We start from the raw sequence: 22,122 nt of genomic DNA, 5'->3' as shown, positions 1-22,122 counted from the left end.
GAACCGGTCAAGGATCGGTTCCCTGTCTTCAGCCATGATATGCAGTCTGAATCGAACGATTATGCGGTTTCCACGGACGTTGTCACAGGCGCCTTGTGACGGAGTGAGCTGTACACAATTGGCACGAACAACAGTGTCGTCAGCGTCGCGACGAACAGCCCCCCGATCACCGCTCGCCCCAATGGTGCATTTTGTTCACCACCTTCACCCAGCCCCAGCGACATCGGCAGCATCCCGATAATCATCGCGGCCGCAGTCATCAGCACGGGTCTCATTCGGGTCCGACCGGCTTCCAACGCCGATTCGAAAGCCGATTTGCCTTCACTACGCAGTTCATTGGCAAACGTGACGAGCAGAATACTGTTCGCAGTAGCCACACCGATCGACATGATCGCCCCCATCAGGGCAGGAACACTGAATGCCGTTTGCCACAACCACAAGGACCAGACGATTCCCACAAAAGCTCCCGGCAATGCCGTGATGATGATGAACGGATCGAGCCAGCTTTGGAAATTCACCACCATCAACAAGTAAACCAGGACCGCCGCGAAGACCAGCCCCCAGCCCAGTCGCCAGTAGGCCGATTCCATGCTTTCCACCTGTCCGTGCATTGTGATCGTATTGCCCGGTGCCAGCTTGGCTCGATGCGTCTCAAGAATCTTGTGAATTTCATCAGCCACACTGCCCAGGTCGCGTCCCTCGACATTGGCGTACACGTCGAATGTGGGCTGCACGTTGGTGTGATTCGCCACTTCGGGAGTCACACCGCGTTCCACCGTTGCCACATTGGATAACAGTTGCACGCCCGAGAACTGAGCCGACGTCAGCGGCAGGCCGTTGATCGCCTCGACGGAATCCACACGGTATGTCGGAGTTCGCGACTCGACCAGGTACGAAATTCCCATTTTCGGATCAACCCAGTAATTCGGCTGAACCTGTCCGCTGCCCGACAGGGAAACGAGCAGACTGTTCGCCACATCCTGCTGCGTCAGCCCCAATTCGCGAGCCCGAGATTGATCGACATTGATATGCAGCTTGGGCACGTTCATCACCTGGTGAATATGCGCGTCTTTCACACCGGGAATTGACTTGATCTGTCCGGCAATGGCAACGGCCGTCTCATAGTTTGCGGCGCGATTGAGTCCGGCAATCTTGATATCGATCGGGGCGGGCAATCCGAAATTCAAAATCTGACTAACAATGTCCGCTGGCTGAAAGAAGAACACCAGATTGGGAAACCGGCGCGGCAATTCTCGTCGCATTTGTGCAATGTATTCCGGCGTCGAATGCGTTCGATGATGAGTCAAAGCCACAAGAATTTCGCCGTCCGCCATCCCTGTTGTGGCACTGTCACCGAAGGCCATGGCGTAGGTTCGATTGGGCAAGCCGATATTGTCGAGAACAAGCGAAATCTCATCGGCAGGTATCATTTCACGAATTGCCCTTTCGACCTCGCTGAAGTAGATCTCGGTCTGCTCGACGCGTGTTCCCGCGGGAGCACGCAGATGCAATCGGAACTGCCCCGTATCCACAGTCGGAAAGAAGTCACGACCAACTTTCGGCAACAGAAACACGCCACTGATCACCACGATCGTAAACAGCCCCATGACGATCTTCCGATGATTCAGATTCCAATGCAAAATCGACACGTACCAATCCCGAAACTGTTCGAAAGAGCTCTCGAACTTCGTGTGCAGTCGCGCAAATACACCGCGTCCCGTCGAGCCGTGTCCGTGCGAATGCTTCAATTCGGCAGGCAGCAGGTAGTCGACCATCGTAGGGACGATCGTCCGAGACAACAGGTACGACGCCAGCATTGCGAACGCGACGGCCAGGGCGAGCGGCGTGAACAGATACTTGGGGGGACCATCTAAAAACAACACTGAGACAAACACGATGCTGATCGTCAGTGTCGACACAAACGTCGGCCCTGCGATTTGCATCGCCCCATCGAGAATCGCCTGCCGTAACGGCTTTCCCAAACCCAAATTTCGGTGAATGTTCTCGATCTCAACGGTCGCATCATCGACCAAAATCCCGACCGCCAGTGCCAGTCCACCAAGCGTCATCACGTTCAGTGAATGCCCCATTAAATAAAGCATCACGATCGACGACAGAATGGCGAGCGGAATCGAAACGGCGACAATCAGCGTGCTGCGCCAGCTTCCCAGAAACAGCAAAATCATCGCGGCTGTCAACAACCCCGAAATGACGCTTTCTGTGATCACACCTTCGATCGCAGCCGTCACGAAGATGGATTGATCGAACAGCATGTCGATTCGAAGGTCCGGCGGAGCGGCCGCCTTCACTTGCGGCATAATCTTCTTGACCTGATTCACGATGTCGAGGGTCGAGGCATTGCCATTTTTCAGCAGCGTCACCAGGGCACCACGTTGCCCGTCGCGACGCACGATCGTCGATTGCGACGTACTGCCATCGCGGACTTGTGCCACGTCACGCATGTAGATTGTCGCACCATCGACGACCTTGATCGGGATGTCGTTAAAGCGATCAGGCGTCAACGGCGTGTTATTCAGAGTCACGGGGTATTCATGAGTGTCGATGCGGGCTACGCCTGTCGGATAGGCGAGGTTATAGGCATTGATCGCGTCGGACACTTCTTTTGGCGAAATCCCACGTGCCTGCAGCATCTGGGGATCAAGGTCGACCATCACCTCACGTTCGCGCCCGCCGTACGGCGTCGGCATGGTCAGCCCCTGCACCGTGGAAAGCTGCGTCCGCAGCACGTAAAGACCATAGTCATACACTTCTTCTTCCGACATCGTGTCGCTGCTCAGTCCGATTTGCAAAATCGGCACGCTCGACGCATTGAATCGAATGACGATCGGCGGTTGTGTTCCCGGCGGCATCAGAGCTCGAATCGACTGGCCAACCGCAGTCACCTGAGACAACGCGGTCCCGATATCGACACCGGGATGGAAGTGCACTTTAATCACCGACACCCCGTTCAGCGTCTGCGATTCGACGCGTTTGATGTCATTCACGTTCGAGGTGACGGCATATTCGGAATACGTCGTAATGCGTTGCTCGACTTCGCTCGTCTCCATCCCCTTGTACGTCCAGATCATGGTCACGACGGGAATGTCGATTTCCGGAAAGATGTCGGTCCGCATTTGACTGATCGCCGACACTCCAAGCACCACGATCAGTAGCGCCATCACCGCGAAAGTGTAAGGACTTTTCAGGGCCAGCTTGACGATCCACATGATTTTGACTCCACGAAAAAGTGCGTTCGTGAAGGCAAGTACCGCCGGTTCCTCGAATTCTTACTTGGGAACGACAAGAAACTCGCTGATCTCCGAACAATCGTCGCTTACAAGGAAAGCCACAAATGTTGTGGCAGATCTCCGCGAGCCCCTCGCGAAAGCGGATCAGGCGTTGCTGGCGGAAGAAGTGGCTCGCAAACTGAAGGCCGACTGCCCCCGATATCACACACTGATGAAGCTGCTGCATGAACGTGGTTTTTTGCTCAAATGAGGGCAAAAAGAGAGAACACACTGTCTACAGATTTTCCGCCGCAATGGAACGTCCATTTAAGAACGTTCGCAGGCTGTTGGAGCCACGAGAAGAGCCCCAGAAACGCCACGAAATCGACAATATTTCGTGCATTGTCCGAGTTAAGAAAGCGGTCGAGTGGCACACAAAAGCGAATCAATAAATCCGTGATCACATTCCCCCGGCCGCCGTCACATTCTCCGTTCAAATCAACAAATCCGGTCCATTTGTTCGCCATGATCTCGCATCGCCAAGTACCGGACACCTTCGGTTTTCGCAGGATTCTTCCATCGCCACATGCACATATGTGACGATATACTCTCTGTATCGTGGTCAAGTCGCGCCGTCGATTGTCGGTTCATTGGCCATGGGTATCATCCACGATTCGGAGCGATCGCTTATGTCGGTTCGTCGACACTCAGCAGAACATGCGGAATCAACACACGCATTTTCTTCGCTACAGCCCCGCGAATTGGAAGGCGTCACGGTACTTGGACGCCGAAGCATGCTCAAAGCGGGGCTCGCCGGGATGGCAGGACTGTCACTGCCAAAGCTGCTGCAGGCCCGCGAAGTATCAGCACAGTTGGACCAGCGTCCAATGCGGCAAAAAAGTGTGATTCTCGTCTGGATGACGGGTGGCCCCAGCCATATCGATACGCTCGACATGAAACCGTCGGCTCCGATTGAAATTCGCGGCCCCTTTCAACCGATCTCAACGGCACTTCCCGGTGTTCAAATCTGCGAGTTCCTGCCGAAGCAGGCCGCGATGCTCGACAAGATGACGATGATTCGTTCAGTCGATTGCCGATTCTCAAACCACGAACCAAACATGGTCATGCAGTCGGCCAATCTGGACGCCGAACCGCGAATCAATCGGGAAGCCGAAAAATTTCCGGCGCTGGCATCGATCATCGCTCGCCAACGATTGGAATCGATTCCCGACCTTCCCCCGTATGTCGTCTTGAATATGAAATCACGCTCACACGTCGCGTGGGGCGGCTACCTGGGACATGCCTACGACCCGTTTCTCGGAGATGATGTTGGGAAGCTCTTCTCATTACCATCGGGACTGACCACTGACAGACTTCAATCACGGAGAACTCTGACAACCGATCTCGATCGATTGCGTCGAGACCTCGACCTTTCCGGTTCGATGGAAGCGACAAATCGTTTCACCCAACAAGCCGTCAGCATGGTCACGGGATCACGTGCGCGTTCGGCGTTTGATATCGGCAAAGAGCCGGAGAGTACTCGTCAGCGATACGGCGATCACGAATGGTGTCGCCAGGCCCTGCTGGCTCGGCGATTGGTCGAATCGGGTGTCAGCTTTGTCACCATCGACCTGAGCAATCATGGTTCGTCAGGAACGTGGGATACCCACGGCGACAATATTCCGCCGTATGGAGGAATCTGGAACGGCCTGCGGCCCCTGCTGCCGGTGTTCGACCACATGCTGACAACATTGGTGAGCGATCTTGAGGAACGCGGGCTGCTTGATGATGTACTGGTGCTCGCGATGGGCGAATTCGGCCGCACGCCGAAGATCGGCACGCAGGGAAGCAGCGATGGACGTGACCACTGGCCGATCGTGATGTCGATGACCGTCGCCGGAGGTGGTTTCCGCCATGGGCAGGTGATCGGCGCATCAGATCGTGATGCCGGTCAGATCAAAGATCGCCCCGTGACACCGGGCGATCTTGCCGCCACGATCTTTCAGCACATGGGCGTCCCGCTTGATGTCACTTATCTCGACAATCGGGGCCGTCCTCGATTTCTCATTGATCAGGGCAAGCCGATTGTCGAACTGTGCGGCTGACGGCCTGTTTGTTCGAACCGAGGACAATACCTCTTCCAAGACAAAGACCTCGGTCGCAGATTGGCGATCGAGGTCTTTGGTCGACTCAGGTTGGCGACGAAGTCTTCAGACTTCCTTCGAGAAGAGCGCCGCAAAGTCCTTCTTGACGGTATTCACCCCCGCCACCGCCATCCGCACGTCATTCGTCGGCGATAGCATCCGACACCCCTTGCTGATCAGCATTTCGGCGTGTTCAGCATTGAACGTGACAGCCGACCAAGGCTTTCCTGCATTCCGGCAGGCGGCCGAAACCTTATCAATTGCTGCCAGACACTTCTCGTGAAAGAACTGCCCCGTCACTCCCAGCCCCTGGCTCAGGTCTGACGGGCCGACGAACAGCGCATCGACTCCATCAATCGCGGCGATCGCTTCGCACTGCTCGACCGATGCCACCGTTTCAATCTGGATCGCCACAAACGTTTCTTCGTTCGCACGGCGCGTAAATTGAACCACAGGCTCCATCGTGAACTTGGCATCCCAGCCACCGGTATTCAGACCACGCCATCCGCGCGGTGCAAACTTGGCCCATCGCACGAATTCTTCGGCCTGAGCGGCACTGAAAATCTGCGCGGCCATCACGCCGCTCGATCCCGATTCCAGGCAGCGGGTGACAGTCGCATAGTCAGTGGGAGCGACACGGCAGAAGGTATCAAGCCCATGCTCGCGGGCCGCCATCGTGACAATCTCAAGCTCTTGCGTGGAAAAGCTGGTGTGCTCGAGATCGAACCAAAGTCCGTGAAATCCACCGCTGAGTCCGATGATGTGGATCAGGTTGTGATGGGGAATGCGCCCCATCCCGCAAATCCGCACGAATTCACCGGCCGCCAGACGCTGCTTTAAGGTGGGCATAACTTCGCAATCCCCGTCAAACGTAAAAAGAATGCCGTCGAACGTTGCAAAACTGGAATCGTCCGCGTGATTGTGGCTAAGCCCTCACGGAAGAACAACCGACTCACCGGAAGTTGCCGCAGGCCGTTCTGTCGGGTGTCGATTCGCGCATTCGGATCGGGAATCCTGCGGCTTTACCTCAATGTCAACTGCCGACTGTGATTCTTGGTGGTTCGTCTGGTTCTGGCTACAATAGTCGGCCTATCCAGCTTTGATGAATGCCGTGTATCTTGTCGCGATCCGTGCGAAGGCTCTGAGACTTCGCGCGGACGGGGCGGGGACGTATCCTCTCACCGCATTAAAAGAACGACTCTCAGTCGGTCCAGTACGATCATCTATGTCTCGATGGAGTTGAGCGTCCGATGTCGCTGCCGGTTTCCATCCTTTATGAGAGCTTTCCATGACGACCATTCTCGTGGTCGACGATTCGAACGTCGACAGAATGTACGCGGCAGGACTGCTCGCGCACGAAAATGCGTGGAACGTGATCCAGGCCGCCGATGGAAAAGCCGCGCTTGTGGCCGTAAAGACACAAGCACCCGACATCATTGTCACTGACATTCAGATGCCGGAACTGAATGGACTGGAACTGCTCGCCGAATTGAGAAAATCGCACAGCCACATTCCCGTCATCCTGATGACTTCGCGTGGCAGCGAAGAGATTGCCGTCGAAGCGCTTCAATCCGGCGCGTCGAGTTACGTCCCCAAGCGGTCGCTGGCGTCAACGCTGGTTGACACGATTCAGCGTGTCGTCGCCGCCATGCAAGAGACACGTAAGCATTCAGAGCTGATGAATCGCCTAGGCGAACGCATCGAGACTTATGTTCTGGAGAACGATGTCAACCTGGTCATGGCACTATCGCGCCATTTGCAATCGCTGCTCGCAGACAGTTGGGGCCTGGATCGAACCGATCGTATGCGGACAGGGACCGCGATTGAGGAGGCATTGCTGAATGCCATGTATCACGGAAACCTCGAAGTCAGCTCGGAACTGAAAGAGCGTGATCACCAGGCATTCTACGCGCTCGCCGACGAACGACGTCTTGCAGCCCCCTGGATCAACCGACGGATTCGAGTTCGTATCGAGATGAATGCCGAAACGGCCAAGGTCGTGATCCGAGACGATGGCACCGGGTTTGATCCCGCTCAGTTGCCCGATCCCACCGATCCCGAGAATCTGGGACGTCCCTTCGGACGGGGCGTGATGTTGATGCGAGCCTTCATGGATGACGTCAGCTATAACGCTGTCGGCAATGAAGTCACGCTGACCCGAAGCCGCTTCCGCGAATGATTTCGCGACCAGAATAAGTTGCATGCGGCAGTCGTCCGCCATTCACGCGGGTTTCAATCGCTCGCCTGCGCCCGCTTGCATCTGCGCAGCAACGTCGACCCCCACGCGTTCGCCCCACGCCTTAAGAAGTCGCTGAAAGACGGGACCTGGTCGCCCGCTTCCCACGGGCTGCCCATTGAAACGCGTCACAGGAAGCAGGCAATGCGGTGTCGATGTCAAAAAGGCTTCTCCACCTCGCGCCAGATCTTCCGCCGTTAAACGAGTGTGCCCAAACGTCAGGCCGAGAGTCGTTGCCAATTCGGCGACGAAGTCACGACTCACACCTTTCAAGACATGAGACTCGGGCGTCACAATCGTATTGCCTTCGACAACGCACAGATTCCCGGTCGCGGTCTCGGTCAGATACCCTTCATCGTCAGTCAACAGCGCCATCGCTGATGGATCAGACTTCTTGACTTCCAGATCCGCGAGGTACCAGTGCAGGCGACTGCGATGTTTGATTCGTGAATCGATGATCGCATCGGGTATGCTGCGAACTGACGGTGTCACCAGATGCAGCCCCGCTTCATAAGTTTCCGCCCAAAGCTCGAACGGGAGCGGAAACGTGTGCACGCAGACGGAGGGGGTCCTCACGGGAGACTCGGGGGTACGACCGATATACGTCAAATTCTGACCCGCCGTCACAAAGAGGATCAAGCCAAGATCGTGATTCGCGGGAATCCACTTCACATTCTCGTCCACGATGCGATGGCACAATGCCTCAAGCTCGGTACGCGAGCATTTTGGATCAAGTTTCAACACATCCAACGAATGCGCGAGCCGATCGAGATGCTTGTCGAGCTGAAACAGGACGTGACGAAACGTTCGCGCCATTTCTGTCACAGCCACACCCGACACCAGCCCCAGATCGAAAACGGAGAGTGCCGCTTGCGACACCGGAACAATCTGACCGTTCAAATAGGCAATTGGTTCTGTCATGGCGCGGCTGCAGTCCCGGTAAGAAATTCATTGGCGACGTGAACTCGTCTCATCGCACAAGATTACTCGTCGGCATCCTTGTCAGGGAAGAGTTCACCCGGTCGTCGCCACTCAGACCGTTGGACGACCTCAGGAACTTTCCGCTGGACACATCTCGTTCGCGCATTCCTATTCGGCTCGGGACAATCGAATTTGAACGTTGACGAATTCAAAGTCATCCAGATCGCTGAGATCCAGGCATTTGACCGCGTGCATCTCGAATTGATTCTCGCCCACTCGCAGAAAACTCGGATCGATTGCAAACTGCAGGGGACTGAATGAGCCGTCTGATGCGGATTTATCGGATGCAGGAGTCAGTTGTTTGCCGTTAATCGACACCTTCGGCGAACACTGCACACCTTTCGCCATGAACGTCGCAGTGGCACGGATCGGCTTGGGTTGGCGAAAGCTGGGAAGCAGTTTGAATTTTAATACGATCGAGGTTCCTTCGGACCGGCGCTGAAACTGACTGTTGATCTGTCCTTCAAATCGGTCATCACCCAGATGATGGACCGAGGGTTGGTCCTCCACCGCAATCACGCTGTCGTTGCTGGATGACATCGTGAAGTTGAGACGAGACGACATTTGTCGTCGGTCAGAACCATCCAGATTTTTTGAGACTGGTAGATACCCCGGCAGCGAAGCGGTAACGGCCGTGTTATCGGGCACTTCGTTGAACGGAATTTCATACTGGCCGTCTTCTGTGGTGATCCCGCTCAGTGGTCCTCCTTGCAGTTGGTCGATGCGAACCGTGACCCCCGCAAGCGGCCGACCTGTTTCCCCATCCTTGACGACACCGTGCACAATCCGCTGCGGCTTGGGGTACGGCGCCACAGGTCGAATCTTCGTTCGTGACGTCTCTGTGGGATCGCCATTGCGAACGCCCGCCGGTGGCGACGACGGCCGCGCCGCCACCTCAGGAACCGGGACGCTGGACGCTCCTTCAGGCAGCCTAAACGCATCCTGGTCTGTGGACGAGTTTTCAGAGGTCGCCGCACGTCGCTTATTGGCCGTGCGAGAAGCGATGGAATCAGGCGATGTCAGCGGATCGGCTGTCCGCACAGCGGGCTTTCGTAGACGTTGTAGCGGACGTTGTTCGGACTGCGGAGCCGTCTCGGCAGGCGCGTCGATTTCCGAGAGCGCAGGTGCCTTCGCAGGAGTATTGTTCTTCAGCGCAGCCGCAGGCTTCTCGAGTTGAGGCAAAAGCTGCGGTTCTTCGATCTCGGCCAGCAAACGAGGCACATCCGCCGTCGGAGACATCCGCGGGCGAGGAGTTCGATCAACCGACGGCGCGGATGGTTCGGCGACGACTTGTTCGGGAATCTGCGGCAACTGGGCGCTCGGCCGCGCCAATGGTTGTGGCAGTCCTGAAAACGGACCATCGGTGGACTGCGACTTCTCGGGAACAATTTCAGGCAGAAAGACAATTCGAACAGGGTCTGGAACGGGAGACGGCTTTGCGTTCGCGGTTTCCAGACCCCGAGGACTGACAACGTTCCACTCAAGCACGATGCAGATATGAACCAGAACCGATAGCAACAGGGATTTGATCAGCGAGTTTCGGTCACCCCAGCGCGTACCCCACATCGTCATCAATTGAATGATGACCAAGACGGCGCAGCCGATGGCGGCCACTTGCAGGATCATTTCAATGCTCGATGTCGCCAGGCGAAGGCCGACTCGTTCAAGCATGTGCTGAAGGGTCGCGGTCATTCAGGGCGTTTTTCTCCAAATCCAATGGCGTGCCAGAGCGATCGATGAAGGTCACATGAAAGTCGAATCGATCCGGTCGATTCACTGATCAATAGGATCTGCATCGATCGTTGTGCACTCCGCTCTGGTCAGGTTCCATCCCTCGGTGGGGATTGTAAGCCATCGGTAAACGTCGCGCCGAGAGGTATCTCCCCCATGGCACCAAACTTTCACTTCGGAAGAGTGACGAATCATTCGTCTCCGATGGTGATTTCTTCATCGGTCGTTCAGGGCAATCAAGATCATTACCGCTGAAAAATCAGTCAATCTCCTCGTTGTCGCCCCTGCGGGCCTGAAAATTGCTTCAAACGGGTGTTCAGGGCAATCTGAACTGGAACCAACGATCCGCGGGAACTTTCGCCCCTTTCATGATTTACCGCTAGAATTAATATGCACAAGCGCACGAACTCGTTTCCAAGCCACTTCAGTGAATACGAGGACTCATGAAAGGGTTCACGATGTCGAGGAACAGCCGTTCAATGTCTGGTTTCCCCAATGAACGACATGATTTGAGCCGGAGCTGCGCGTCCCCTCGAATGGCTTCGGCTGTGATGTTCGCCTTCGCGTCGATCTGCCTTTGTCCCCTTCTCGCGGACGAACCGACTCCGTCAGCACTTGAAGGTCTTCGTCTAAAATCTCCACAGATTCCCGTCGCGATCACAGGTGAACTGAGATCATTGAACGAGACGCTCTCGCAAGGCGTTGCACCATCAGAGAACGCCGCCGTGGTGTTGACACAACTGTTTGGCGACGGGCTATTCGAACCGGCACTGCGCGATGATTCGCTCGAAATGCTGGGAATCGAGCAACTGTCTGCAACAGCCCCCCGGTTCACCTATGTCGAGCCGTTTATCAAGTCTCTAGGTGTCAAAGACCTGAACGTCCTTGCGGGACGCTCACAACAGCTCGAGCAACAGATATTTGCTGGTGCCAATCGCCTCTGGACGCAGCCGGATCTTCCGGATTTGCACGCATTCCTCACGGCAAACCAAGCGGCGCTCGATCTCCTTCGCATCGCCGCAATCAAACCACACTACTATGCCCCGCTGTTAACCGTTGAAGATCCGCCTCAATTGCTGACGGTGTCACTCGCCCTTGAACGACGATTGCCGTTTGTCGTTCAAGTCCTGTGTTCTCGGGCGCTGAACCGACTGGCCACTCAAAACGGACTTGCCGCGATGGACGACTTGCTGACATGCCAAAAATTGGCCGTCCTGCTCGCCAACGGATCACCGCTGGACGTCTCCGGGATGAAATCGCATCAGATGGATGCGTTTGCGGCGAACGCGGCACTCGGGGCGCTCGCCAGCGGACAACTTCTGCCGGGCGATGCGAAGTATTACCTCGCAGGACTCAAACAGTTTGCCCAGTTGCCGCCATCGTCGATCGCAGCCGATCGGGGCGAACGCGCGATTCTGCATCAAGAGTTGGAACTTCTAAAACAGGATCAAACATCGGTCCGTGAATTCTTCGAACTTCCCGACGACGAGAAATACAAACCCCTCAATACGCTTCGCCTGTCCGAGCTTCCCTGGGATCTGGCAAAACAGCGGGCCGACGAAGTTCACGATCGCTTCGTCAAGGTGATTGCAATGTCAAACCGCGCTGAGCGTGAGCAGTTGTGCGAACAACTCGATAAAGACTATCACAAATGGACAGACACTTCTGATGAGACCAATCGTGCTATCGCCGAAGCCTTCGACAAGGATGTGACGGAACTCACCCGCTGGATCGGCGAGACCATGGCCATGTCACTCCGTCCCTGGTACGTGCAACGAATCGCAGCAGATGAACGTGCGCGTGTCCGTCGCGATCTGGTCATGCTCGGTATGGCACTCGTCGCTTTCCGAGGTGATGAGGGTCAGTTTCCGCAGGCACTGTCAGAACTGGCTCCGAAGTACCTTGAGATCCTGCCACTCGATGCCCATTCTGATCAGCCCTTCCGCTACGTCCGAATTGACCAAGATCAGGCAACACTGTCGTCCTTGGGTGGAAACCGTCAGGATGATGCGGGACAGCCATTCAACGACGATCGCACCCTGGAACTGAAATGGGTTCCTGGCAACAATCGTACAACGACGAATTGAGGGGGCGATGATCGGGTCGATTTACTGAAAGGCACTGAGTGGCATCTCTGCGGCGCGTGGCACTTCTCGTCGAAACCTCGCGCGCCTACGGCCGCGGGTTGCTTCGCGGCATCGCTCAATATCACGCAGAACAGAAAACGTGGCTGACCTACTTTCAGCCGCATGGACTGGGAGATCCCCCCCCGCCCTGGCTGAAACAATGGAACGGGCATGGCGTCATCGCCCGCATCGATAATCGGCAACTGGCCGCCTCGCTCGCCGCACTGCAGATCCCCGTCGTCAACCTGCGTAGCACGATGGCAAATCTCGCGTTCCCGTTTATCGGCACGAACAATCAAGCCGTGGCCGAACTTGCCGCGAATCATTTGCTCGAAAAAGGACTGCGCCACTTCGCGTTTTTCGAACTCCGGAGAAAGTCCTATCCCGGTTTTGAACTGCGTCTCAATTGGTTTCGCCATGTCGTCGGACTAGCCGGCTCGAAGTGTGACGTATTTGAACCAGGGCCGACTCCGGCCACTTCCCGAGGTCGTCATCAGTACCAAAGACAACTTCACAATTGGATCAAGCGGTTGCCCAAACCTGTCGGAATCATGGCCGGCAACGATGACCATGGCTTGCAAGTTCTCGAAGCGTGTCGGCAATTGAATCTCATTGTTCCCGACCAGGTTGCCGTGATCGGAGTCGACAACGACGAATGTCTTTGCAACCTCTCGATCCCCTCTTTGACCAGTGTCGAGCTCGATTGCGAACGCATCGGATACGAAGCGGCGGCATTGCTTGATCGCCTGATGGCCGGTCGAGCTGCCCCCAAGGTTCTGGATCAGATTCGCCCTCGCGGTGTCGTTTGCCGTGCATCAACCGACGTGATGGCGGTCGACGATATCGAGGTCTCACGGGCGATTCAGTTCATACGCGAACACGCCTGTCGGGGAATCCGTGTCACGGATGTGTTTGCCCACGTTGGAACATCACGTTCAAAATTGGAAGCCAAGCTGCGTCAGATCCTCCGGCGGACGGTTCATCAAGAGATTCAGCGCGTGCAAGTGGAACGGGCGAAGACATTGCTACGCGAATCGGAACTTCCCATCAAACAAGTCGCGGATGCAGCAGGCTTCAGCACAGTGCAGTATATGACTCGTCTATTCGGGGCCGCGACCGGCGAAACGCCCGCTCTGTTTCGCCGCCGGCATCGACTCGGCAAGGCGTAATGCGGAAGCATTCTGCAATTCACCGCGTTCGAAGGGTGTTCTTCATTTGGAATCAAGCGACCGGCCTGCGGTTTCCGGAGCGAACCAGATGGTGATCATGCCTAAACCATAGAACAGCCCCACGACCGTTCCTACTGCCGGGTACTTGCCTCCCAGCAGCACGAACAATGTTCCCGCGAGAAGGACGCCGCCCGCCGTGACAAAACGCCCCGTATTCATAGCGACACCAGTGCCAGTGGCTCGAACGGCAGTCGGGAATAGCTCGGGCAAGTACAGCGGCAGCCAGCCGAAAAACAAGGTCGAAACAAACCCCTGAGCGAACACGATCGGCAGGAATGAGGGCTCAAGGGGTGCGGTCCACTGAAACAGAGCGATCGTCAAAATGGTCGTCCCCAGGCTGATCAGGAAATAAGAACGTTGTCGCCCCAGCAATCCCGCGATCTGCGCCCCTGAAAAGCTTCCCAGCGTTGCGCCCAGTGCCCACCAACCTTGTGTGATCGACTTGTAACCGGTCTGAACTTTCCCTGCGACTTCTTCCGCCCAGGGAATCATCCATTTGCTGCCAGCCCATGCTCCGATAAGCGGAATCGAACTCAAGAGAATCCCGACGAAAAGCGCCTGCGATAGCGGCGGACGTGTGAACTCACGCCAAGGAACATTCGACTTCTTCGAAGGTCCCCGCGTCGCCAGCCACTTCGGCGATTCCGGCAATGCGATCAGCACCACAACCCCCAAGAGGGCAGGCAATGCCGACAACTGAAAGATCCAACGCCACGAATCGGCCGTCACGGGCCAGATCCGTGTCAACTGCGACAGGAACAGGATGCCGACGTTGATTCCTGCACCCAGAATCCCAGACACCAGCGGACGAGAAGTATTGGGCCAGCATTCGGCGACAAGCGCCACACCGTTGGGCCACATCCCGCCAACGCCAAGCCCCACGAGAAACCGCAGCACCAGCATCTGTTCCTGAGTGGTCACCCAACCGCCCATTCCAGCGAACAGTGAATAAAACAGAATCGAGATTCCCATCGCCCGCGTGCGGCCAACTCGATCTCCTAATGACCCCAGGACAATGCCACCGATCGCGGCCCCCAGCATCAGCGATGCCATGTACCAGGCAAACCAGTTTCCGCCCAAAGTTTTCGTGAACGCACTACCGACAAGACTCGCGGTGACGGATTGTGATGCAACCGGCATCAGACCGAGTTCAAATCCGTCAAATACGAGTCCACTGAATGCCGCAATCAAAACGCAGATGCGCCCCGATCGTGAGAGCTCTTCCGGTAACGTCGTGTCACTCATTGTGAAGTTCCCACAAGATCAGATGGCGTCAGTGCCACTTCATAGACCTGGGCATGCCCACTGCGGTCGGAGGTGAAGACGACAAATCGTCCGTCGGGCGAAATGTTGGGGTGTGGATGCGTGTGCTGTGGTGCATACACTTTGACCGGTCCGTCATCGTAAGGACAATGATCCGTCTCCCAATGCTTGCCCTCATTCGACGAGGCACTCTCGCAAATCACGATCGGCAGATCACAATGGACTTGCGGATCAAGTTGATGCAGTCCCCGGTCAGGCCAAGTGGTGTCACAGACCATCCGACGCCCTTCGCGGTCAATCGACAAATGCCACCCTGGGAAGTCACTGACCCGGCGCACGGTACCGTCGTTGATATCCACCCCCACGATTCCGTGCGGCCAATTCACCGTCAATAACTCGGGTCGCAACGGATTCCAAATTTCATGGACCATCCACTCTTTTTTGGCAATGTCGCGCTGATAGACCAGGCGATGCTCGCTGCCATCACGACGCACCACCCACATGCGATTGTGATACGCTCCGGCATAGTGCAATAAGCTGAAATCACGGGGGTGAAACTCGGGATGCCCAATCACATTCGCCTCAAAGATCGGCTGACAGCCGCCCGTTGAGGTGTCGATGATATGCATGCGCGCCTTCGCGTCGATCTTCACCGGCACCGCCCACCAGCGATCATCGCCGCTCAGCGTCGTCGTTCCCATCGCATCGGCGACCATCCCCGGCGGGATCATCGGCACATTGCCAAAATGAACCAGGCACTCTTCTTCAAACGTGTTGATGTTGATCCGCCACGCACCGCAGCCCGCCGTGAAATAGACAAATCGTCCATCGTGTGACGGATGAATCGACCACTCGTTCAAATCGTCCCGGTCGGTCAGTTGAATCAACCGTCCCGTTGATCGTTCTTCCACGAACAATTGCGGACGCCCGGTCCGATGCGAGACAAACACGATCCACTGCATCGCATCGTCGAACGCGGGAATGTAGACGAAGGGGTGATGGTGGATCGAAGGATGCGTTGTCACCTGTCGAACGGACGTTCCCGTCAATCGATCCCGGTGAATGAGGGATTCGGTAGGCCAGATCCGCCCCTTGTTGCCGGTACGTGCCGGGGCTGTGGGTTGTTTCCCCAAGACATCGGAATGAGCGTTCCCGACACTCACTGGATTACCCGTGTCGTCTAGAGGGCTCGGCATGGGAAACCCAATTGTTCGAGTTCATTGCGCATCCGAGCCACATCTTCACCCGGTAGTGGACGCACCGGTCGGCGGAATCGAGGGCTTGGGAACTTGTTCATCAGCCATCGCGCAACTTTCATCCGCTGATGTGCACCGCAGCCGGGTTCGCCAAAGTTGTAAATCAGACGGGCCAGAGGTGCGACCAGCTTTTGTGCCTGTTTCGCTCCGGCCAGGTCTCCGTCTAGGGCGCAGTGGACAATCTTGATCATGAGCTCGGGCGCGAAACCTGCGAAGCCAATCAGTGCCCCGTCGCAACCTTCGATCAGACTCGGCAGCAGAAACTCGTCGTGACACGTGATGATCGAGACATGCGGCGCCGCTTTCTTGAGTTGTTCGTATTCGTAGAGCCAGCGCGCCATGTCGCGCGTGCCCATTTTGATCGTGACGACCTGCGGCAGCTTGACCATTTCGAGCATTTCACCCAGCGAATACCCCGCCTTCGTCCAGCCGGGATATTGGTGAATGACGATCTTGATGTTGGCTCCCTCGGCAACATCCTGAATAAAGCCGACCGCCGTCTTTGGAGATCGACCGAACCGCAACCAATGGTGCGGCGGCATCAACAGAATCGCATCGGCGCCGGCTTCTTTCGCCGCAAGCGCGTGATCAATTGCCTCCAGACTTCCTTCCGCCGAAACGCCCGAGATCACCTTAACTTGGCGTCCCGTTTCTTTGTTGGCTGCGCGCACCGCTTCGGCGCACACACGCGTCACTTTCGCGCGTTCTTCCGGACGTAGCGACATGATCTCGCCGGTGTGACCATTACAGGTCAAACCCTGTACGCCGTCGACTCGCGCTAGTTCGGTGAAGTAGGCTTTCAAACCACCTTCGTCGATCGATTCGTCGTCGTGAAAAGCACATAAGGTCGCGGGAAAAACGCCTGTCCACGGTTGTTCGCGCCAAGACATTTCGAGATCTCCGAAAAGAATGTTGAGCGTTGATTGAAAATTGGAAAACTACTGTGCTGGCGGGCGTGGCAGTTCTGCGACAATCTTGAGAAAGTCGCCATAGGCCGTCGCAGCATCCAGTTCTTTCCCTTTGGAACTGTGCAACAGGATGCCGTATCGCAGACGAAATGGTTCGTTGGCACTGACGACGATACGGCTCTTCTCAACGCCACCGAACACTTTTTGTCCAAACGGATTGGCTGTCAGCAGTCCGTAATTGCGAGCGTGATATCGGGAAGGGCGAAAGTTCGTCGGGTCTGTCGCAATCAGAAGACCAGCGTTCTGCCCTTCGATCTGCCCGCTGTAGTCGCACCACGCGGAAGCCTTGCCCCAAATCTCTTTTTCGTTCACACGTCCGTCTGCATCACGCATTTGGCCACCAGATTTCACGGAAATCGGCGTCGCCACACGGATCCCCAGCCCCATCTCTTCCTGATCGCCAAAAGCAAACTCGTTGGATGAGTGAAACACCGAATCAAAGACCAGCCAATAACCGGCGGGATTGTTCATGATCGAATATCGACAGGTCTCGTAACAGACAACTTCATCTGTGTCGTCCTCGCGGCGGTACGAATTCCGTACGGTAAAACGTCCCGAACCATCCGCCGCAATGGCCTTCTCAATGAACTTCTCGTGCCGCACCACCGCTTTATTCCGCCAGACGTCCTGACCACCAATGTCACCAAATGCCAGCCAGATTCCCGGATGAAACGTCCCGTGATCGACAAGGTCTTTACCGGCAATCGGCGGATGGTTCCGCGTGATCTGAACTCCACCCGGAACATGCACGTGTGCGAAGAACGGACGCGTGATTTCTTTGTCAGCGTAGAAGTAGGTCGCAACCGGTTGATCACCCGCGGTGATGACGATCTGTCCTGGCGTTTCGCGAAACGCGATGGGATCAGCGGCGATCGCAAACCGTCCTGTCACGTTCAGAACATTGACAATCACAAACAGCCAAACGAGGTTGGAAGATCGCAACGAGATCGTGAAAGAAGGGTGATCAACGAGCCTAGTGGGCGCATATTTGGCTGACTTCAAACTGGCAATGCACATCTGATTCGTTCCGAGGTCGGACCAGGAGCCGGCGAGGTTTACGCGAGCATCCTAGTCCGGCTTCATCAGGCACACCACCGTCCTCGATTGTCAAAAAAGACAATTCTTTTGCACATTTTGAAGATTCGAATTGGCGAATTGCGGCCTGAATTGCTTGGCACACGTCAGAGCTATCCGTGCCAATAGAAGCCGTCCAGTTGGAATTCATCTGCAGATCAGCGAAATGAATTTGCGGCGAGCGTGACAACGATGCGACTGTCGCCGCCACGATTGAGTGTCATCTCACGAGGGCTTATCCGATCTTAAGTGACGTCATGGAAATCGAGCTCGCGACGATGGCGTCGTTGAAAAAGGTCACCTTCTCGTCCTTGCCCGCCAGGGCAATTGCGTAGAGCATCGGCAGATAGTGTTCTGGCGTGGGAGCGGCAAGCTGAAACGCGCGGTTGTGCTTTGTGTAGTTGATCAGCTCGCGGTGATTCCTATCGATCACCAGTGCCTTGAACTCGCGATTGGCTTCGATCGCCCAGTCGAGCGACATCGGGTTCTGCTTCGTGGCGTTCATGTTCAGATATCGAAAATTGTGGATGACGTTCCCGCTTCCGACGATCAAGACGCCCTTCTTCCTGAGCCCCGAAAGCTCACGCGCCAAATCGTAGTGATATTGCGCCGGTTTCGTCTGATCCAGACTCAGTTGAACGACGGGAATGTCCGCAGCAGGGTAAAGACGTGACAGGATGCTCCAACAGCCATGATCCAATCCCCACGCATTGTCCAAACCGATGGCTGCGGAGTGAACTGTCGATTGGGTTTGAGCTGCCAGCCATTGGCTACCAGCGGCGTTGTACTGAAAATCAAACAACGCTTTCGGAAACCCACCAAAGTCGTGAATCGTTTTGGGCTTCTCCATCGCCGTGACGAACGACCCCTTCGTCTCCCAGTGCGCCGAGATACACAGGATCGCCTTGGGCTTGGGAAGCGATTTTCCGAGCGTCATCCAGGTTCGAGTGAACTCGTTGTCCTCCAGCGCGTTCATGGGCGACCCGTGCCCCACGAACAAGACTGGCATTTCCTGATCCTGCTCGTGAATCTCGTCCGCGATCGCCTTGAATTTGTTCAGAGTCAGCATGGACGACAATCCAATGGCAGAGGTGAGAAACTGTTTTCGATCCATGACAACACCTACAGCGAAACAAGAATCACATACACGAACGAATTTTTGATCACCGCAAAGGTCGCCGGTCCTCGACAAGTGCCTTGTCACAGCCTTGCCTTCGTACAGACACAGTGGCCGGAGCAGAGATCCCAATGCGAACCTGTGAACCAACGATCGAGAGAATTTGCAGTTCCGTTGTGATCCCAGGAATCACGATCGTCTGCCCGACCTTACGACTCAGAATCAACATTTTGGCGTACCTGTAAACTTGACGACGCACAATTCAACGCTTCATTTGTAGTGCCAGCGGCGTGGAGGAAAAACGTCTGCCTCGCCTGTTTTCTAGTCCGTTCGTCCAGCCGCCGATCGGCTCAAGGTGGGTCGCGTTCGCGTATTTTCCAAGCGAACTGCGGCGAATAGTCCTTGGCGCAACGATCACGGGATTCATCGGAATGCGATTCGATCGCCGCGGCGTACCGTGGCGTCATTCGGCGAGAATCGTCGTCTGACAGAACGGACAATTTCGCGTAGGCATTACGAACTGCGGCACATCGGCCAATTCTTCGCGGCACTGCGGGCATTTGAGCCCCAGAGCATGTCGCAACCAGCGTTGCCCGAGAAACGTCGAAATCGCTTGCACGACCAGGGCAAATGCCATGAGCAGCGCCGCAGCTGCGTTGACTTGTTGTGGATTGGATGGTGGGCAGAGCCCGTAAACGACGGCCATCCAGGCGAGCGCAGGCACCGCGCCTGTCAGGCAGGTGATCCAGCCCCACTTTTGCCATCGTTTGCCATGCACGCGATACCAGGATCTGGTCCAGACGTCCTTAGCATGCGGCCAGGGCGGCGCGAGGAATCGTTCCGCAAGAACCTGTGATCCGCAATTGCGACAATTGCCCGTGATTGATGTCATCGCGTCTTCCCCGAGTGCTTCGCCACATTCCTCACATTGGCACTGGTTGAATACGCGAAGTCTCGCCCGTGATCGCAGGGCGATGTAGCCAATCGTGGCAAGTCCGCCAGCAAGAGCGACACTGAACCGATAGACCGGAAACCAGTCGCGTTCGCCTGACTGATCAAGAGGTTCGTCCCATTTTGTCGCAACCGCGAAACATACAGCAATCACGCTCATTCCAAGTAAGCACGGAACGAGCGGATTGAAAGGCCGAAGATGCGACCGCCGCTCTTGGAACTCGATCCTCGTCAGGAGTTCTGTCGAACGTGACACTTCCCTCCCCCCGGAAGTGCCGTCCACCGCGAAGAGCGACTCCAGACACTTTGGACAGTATCCCGTGGATAAGACCGTCATCCGATCGTATCGTTCAACGAATTCCTCATGACAATGAGGACAAGCAAACCTCGGCGACCTGGGTACGAACCAGCAACAGATCGCAATGGCGATGACAGTACCGCCGAACCAGCCCAGCATCACGACCGCTCGTTTCAGCGTCATTTCTCCAGGCGGCTCAACATTCAATCCCCATTGCTCGACGGCAATGAGCGCCAGTCCCATCCAAACGATGACTGCGACAAGCATCGCCACGATGGGAACGACAATGCGTCGCTGATGCGTACGGATCTGCCGAATCATTCCTGCAAAATCAAAAACAACTTCGTTCATCTGCGGCAACCTCCGATTGAAGTTAACGCGAAAGGCGACTTCTTGGATCAAGACGGTGATTGATTCTCGAAGCGCAGTAACGAACCACATCTCCGACAAGCGGCAACTGCGACGGGCCTTTTTGTTGATTGAATTGCAAAAAATCAAGGTCTCCATTGTGAACCTCGAGACAGATCCAACTGTCCGTCAACGATGGACGTCTCGATTGCGACAGAAAACGCACACAGGCCGGAGACTGGCTCATTTTCCCGCAGTAACGGGAAGGACGAGCCTCGTCGATGTACTGTGGATTTCAATTGAACCGAGAAAGTGTGCCAGTCCCCCTCTCTTCGGGCCGTCAGCTGTTACATCGCGACAAGATCGAACAAATGAGACCTGATCACAGATCGTAACGCGGACAACTCTATTGCCATTCGATTTTGGAATTCTCGGACTTCGTAAGAACTTGACCCTCAGATTCTCCGCAGCCGTCAGTCAGTACAAATCACGTTTGAACGGAAGGAAGGATTCATGAGCCGAAAACGTGGCCGTCAAACGTTGCAGAACCGGCATCGTCCTTTGCTGCCCGGTCAACTGAAACGGCGTTTTATTCGTGAACGACAACTTCGCCGTGTTGAGTTCGAGGCGAGCCTGGCACTCCTCGAACCTGACAACGATTACTACGAGCATTGGAACAACTACGACTATTTTGATCAGTGGGGAGATCATGAGGACCTCATTCGCTTTGAGTTCAATCAAGAATTGAACCGCTTGCTGAATCCGGGATCGCCGCTGGTCGCCTCGTCTCTCATCGCATCCAGTTCAGCTCCAATTGAAGAGGAAATCACGTCCTTCGTCCCGCCAACTGACGATGACACAGGAACTCAGTCGATCCTGGATCGCCTCAGGAATCTGCTTCAGCGTGGCCAACCGATCGCAACACTACGCTCGTCTCTCGAGCACACTTTCGAGCGGCTCACTCGCCCAGCGACCGAGACCGCCATCGTACGTTGCCAGTCCATTTTCAAGCACTCCTCATTGACCAAAAACCTGTGCTGGTTCGCTCAGTTCTGGATTCGCGACCCCGCCACATGGCAGAATGGCGATGAAAAGTCACTCGTAGAACATTTGCTCGCTCGCCGGAACATTGAAGTGGACCCCGTTTTTCGGACCACCGGGAGCCATTTCTTA

17 protein-coding genes are annotated in these 22,122 nt (G+C 55.7%); 6 read left to right on the top strand and 11 right to left on the bottom strand.

Translation table 11 applies throughout. The features are described 5' to 3' along the window. Positions 1–59: 59 nt before the first annotated feature. Complete coding sequence (locus OSO_RS0117270; RefSeq protein ID WP_010584474.1) at positions 60–3,227, bottom strand: efflux RND transporter permease subunit; 3,168 nt, start codon at positions 3,225–3,227, stop codon at positions 60–62. A gap of 130 nt (positions 3,228–3,357) precedes the next feature. On the opposite strand from OSO_RS0117270, the gene OSO_RS50830 reads away from it, so the two are divergent. Continuing rightward, a complete protein-coding gene (locus OSO_RS50830; RefSeq protein ID WP_157605313.1) occupies positions 3,358–3,498 on the top strand; it encodes a hypothetical protein in 141 nt (46 codons plus the stop codon). Between the two features lie 418 nt (positions 3,499–3,916). Next, complete coding sequence (locus OSO_RS0117255; protein ID WP_010584471.1) at positions 3,917–5,332, top strand: DUF1501 domain-containing protein; 1,416 nt, start codon at positions 3,917–3,919, stop codon at positions 5,330–5,332. A 105-nt stretch (positions 5,333–5,437) separates the two neighbouring features. Here OSO_RS0117255 and OSO_RS0117250 read toward each other — a convergent pair whose 3' ends face one another. Then, positions 5,438–6,220: an HpcH/HpaI aldolase family protein gene (locus tag OSO_RS0117250; RefSeq protein WP_010584470.1), complete on the bottom strand. Its 783-nt coding sequence runs from the start codon at positions 6,218–6,220 to the stop codon at positions 5,438–5,440. A gap of 439 nt (positions 6,221–6,659) precedes the next feature. On the opposite strand from OSO_RS0117250, the gene OSO_RS0117245 reads away from it, so the two are divergent. Further along, entirely contained in the window at positions 6,660–7,550 is an 891-nt protein-coding gene (locus tag OSO_RS0117245) for an ATP-binding response regulator (protein ID WP_010584469.1), read from the top strand. A gap of 42 nt (positions 7,551–7,592) precedes the next feature. Here the strand turns inward: OSO_RS0117245 and OSO_RS0117240 are convergent, their stop codons facing one another. Together OSO_RS0117240 and OSO_RS0117235 are read right to left on the bottom strand one after the other, a co-directional pair. Next, positions 7,593–8,528 (bottom strand): aminotransferase class IV, encoded by a 936-nt coding sequence (locus tag OSO_RS0117240; protein ID WP_010584468.1) that lies wholly within the window; start codon positions 8,526–8,528, stop codon positions 7,593–7,595. A gap of 168 nt (positions 8,529–8,696) precedes the next feature. Further along, positions 8,697–10,280 (bottom strand): carboxypeptidase regulatory-like domain-containing protein, encoded by a 1,584-nt coding sequence (locus tag OSO_RS0117235; protein WP_010584467.1) that lies wholly within the window; start codon positions 10,278–10,280, stop codon positions 8,697–8,699. Positions 10,281–10,798: 518 nt separating this feature from the next. On the opposite strand from OSO_RS0117235, the gene OSO_RS0117225 reads away from it, so the two are divergent. Next, complete coding sequence (locus OSO_RS0117225) at positions 10,799–12,406, top strand: hypothetical protein (RefSeq protein ID WP_010584466.1); 1,608 nt, start codon at positions 10,799–10,801, stop codon at positions 12,404–12,406. A gap of 38 nt (positions 12,407–12,444) precedes the next feature. Beyond that, positions 12,445–13,614 (top strand): AraC family transcriptional regulator, encoded by a 1,170-nt coding sequence (locus OSO_RS0117220; RefSeq protein ID WP_010584465.1) that lies wholly within the window; start codon positions 12,445–12,447, stop codon positions 13,612–13,614. Between the two features lie 42 nt (positions 13,615–13,656). Here OSO_RS0117220 and OSO_RS43930 read toward each other — a convergent pair whose 3' ends face one another. The 7 genes from OSO_RS43930 to OSO_RS0117175 all read right to left on the bottom strand — a co-directional run bounded on the left by OSO_RS43930 (position 13,657) and on the right by OSO_RS0117175 (position 20,952). Beyond that, positions 13,657–14,919, bottom strand: a complete 1,263-nt coding sequence (locus OSO_RS43930) for an MFS transporter (RefSeq protein ID WP_010584464.1) — start codon at positions 14,917–14,919, stop codon at positions 13,657–13,659. Further along, a complete protein-coding gene (locus OSO_RS0117210) occupies positions 14,916–16,133 on the bottom strand; it encodes an oligogalacturonate lyase family protein (protein ID WP_010584463.1) in 1,218 nt (405 codons plus the stop codon). The genes OSO_RS43930 and OSO_RS0117210 overlap by 4 nt, the downstream gene beginning before the upstream one ends. After that, complete coding sequence (locus OSO_RS43925) at positions 16,118–17,083, bottom strand: dihydrodipicolinate synthase family protein (protein ID WP_010584462.1); 966 nt, start codon at positions 17,081–17,083, stop codon at positions 16,118–16,120. Before OSO_RS43925 ends, OSO_RS0117210 begins: the two co-directional genes overlap by 16 nt. Positions 17,084–17,131: 48 nt before the next feature. Next, entirely contained in the window at positions 17,132–18,103 is a 972-nt protein-coding gene (locus tag OSO_RS0117200) for a DUF6807 family protein (RefSeq protein ID WP_029247130.1), read from the bottom strand. 367 nt (positions 18,104–18,470) lie between these two features. Further along, positions 18,471–19,304: a 4,5-DOPA-extradiol-dioxygenase gene (gene ygiD, locus OSO_RS0117190; RefSeq protein WP_237729310.1), complete on the bottom strand. Its 834-nt coding sequence runs from the start codon at positions 19,302–19,304 to the stop codon at positions 18,471–18,473. Positions 19,305–19,398: 94 nt separating this feature from the next. After that, the gene (locus OSO_RS43920) at positions 19,399–19,581 is read right to left on the bottom strand and encodes a carbon storage regulator (protein WP_010584459.1); all 183 of its coding nucleotides are present in this window, start codon (positions 19,579–19,581) and stop codon (positions 19,399–19,401) included. A 234-nt stretch (positions 19,582–19,815) separates the two neighbouring features. Then, on the bottom strand, positions 19,816–20,952 hold the full coding sequence (locus OSO_RS0117175) for a hypothetical protein (RefSeq protein ID WP_157605312.1): 1,137 nt from the start codon (positions 20,950–20,952) through the stop codon (positions 19,816–19,818). Between the two features lie 510 nt (positions 20,953–21,462). Here OSO_RS0117175 and OSO_RS43915 point away from each other — a divergent pair. Further along, positions 21,463–22,122 (top strand): hypothetical protein (locus OSO_RS43915; RefSeq protein WP_010584457.1); only part of this gene is annotated, 660 nt, incomplete at its 3' end.

Origin of the sequence: Schlesneria paludicola DSM 18645 (assembly GCF_000255655.1) — a bacterium.
GTDB classification, from domain to species: Bacteria; Planctomycetota; Planctomycetia; order Planctomycetales; family Planctomycetaceae; genus Schlesneria; species Schlesneria paludicola.
This window is presented reverse-complemented; position numbering and strand designations above follow the sequence as displayed.

What these genes read in the sequence shown, in the direction of transcription:
- OSO_RS0117270 (WP_010584474.1), bottom strand. Translation starts at nt 3,227, where the DNA reads ATGTGGATCGTCAAGCTGGCCCTGAAAAGTCCTTACACTTTCGCGGTG.
- OSO_RS0117255 (WP_010584471.1), top strand. Translation starts at nt 3,917, where the DNA reads ATGTCGGTTCGTCGACACTCAGCAGAACATGCGGAATCAACACACGCA.
- OSO_RS0117250 (WP_010584470.1), bottom strand. Translation starts at nt 6,220, where the DNA reads ATGCCCACCTTAAAGCAGCGTCTGGCGGCCGGTGAATTCGTGCGGATT.
- OSO_RS0117245 (WP_010584469.1), top strand. Translation starts at nt 6,660, where the DNA reads ATGACGACCATTCTCGTGGTCGACGATTCGAACGTCGACAGAATGTAC.
- OSO_RS0117240 (WP_010584468.1), bottom strand. Translation starts at nt 8,528, where the DNA reads ATGACAGAACCAATTGCCTATTTGAACGGTCAGATTGTTCCGGTGTCG.
- OSO_RS0117235 (WP_010584467.1), bottom strand. Translation starts at nt 10,280, where the DNA reads ATGACCGCGACCCTTCAGCACATGCTTGAACGAGTCGGCCTTCGCCTG.
- OSO_RS0117225 (WP_010584466.1), top strand. Translation starts at nt 10,799, where the DNA reads ATGTCTGGTTTCCCCAATGAACGACATGATTTGAGCCGGAGCTGCGCG.
- OSO_RS43930 (WP_010584464.1), bottom strand. Translation starts at nt 14,919, where the DNA reads ATGAGTGACACGACGTTACCGGAAGAGCTCTCACGATCGGGGCGCATC.
- OSO_RS0117210 (WP_010584463.1), bottom strand. Translation starts at nt 16,133, where the DNA reads ATGCCGAGCCCTCTAGACGACACGGGTAATCCAGTGAGTGTCGGGAAC.
- OSO_RS43925 (WP_010584462.1), bottom strand. Translation starts at nt 17,083, where the DNA reads ATGTCTTGGCGCGAACAACCGTGGACAGGCGTTTTTCCCGCGACCTTA.
- ygiD (WP_237729310.1), bottom strand. Translation starts at nt 19,304, where the DNA reads ATGCTGACTCTGAACAAATTCAAGGCGATCGCGGACGAGATTCACGAG.
- OSO_RS43920 (WP_010584459.1), bottom strand. Translation starts at nt 19,581, where the DNA reads ATGTTGATTCTGAGTCGTAAGGTCGGGCAGACGATCGTGATTCCTGGG.
- OSO_RS0117175 (WP_157605312.1), bottom strand. Translation starts at nt 20,952, where the DNA reads ATGAACGAAGTTGTTTTTGATTTTGCAGGAATGATTCGGCAGATCCGT.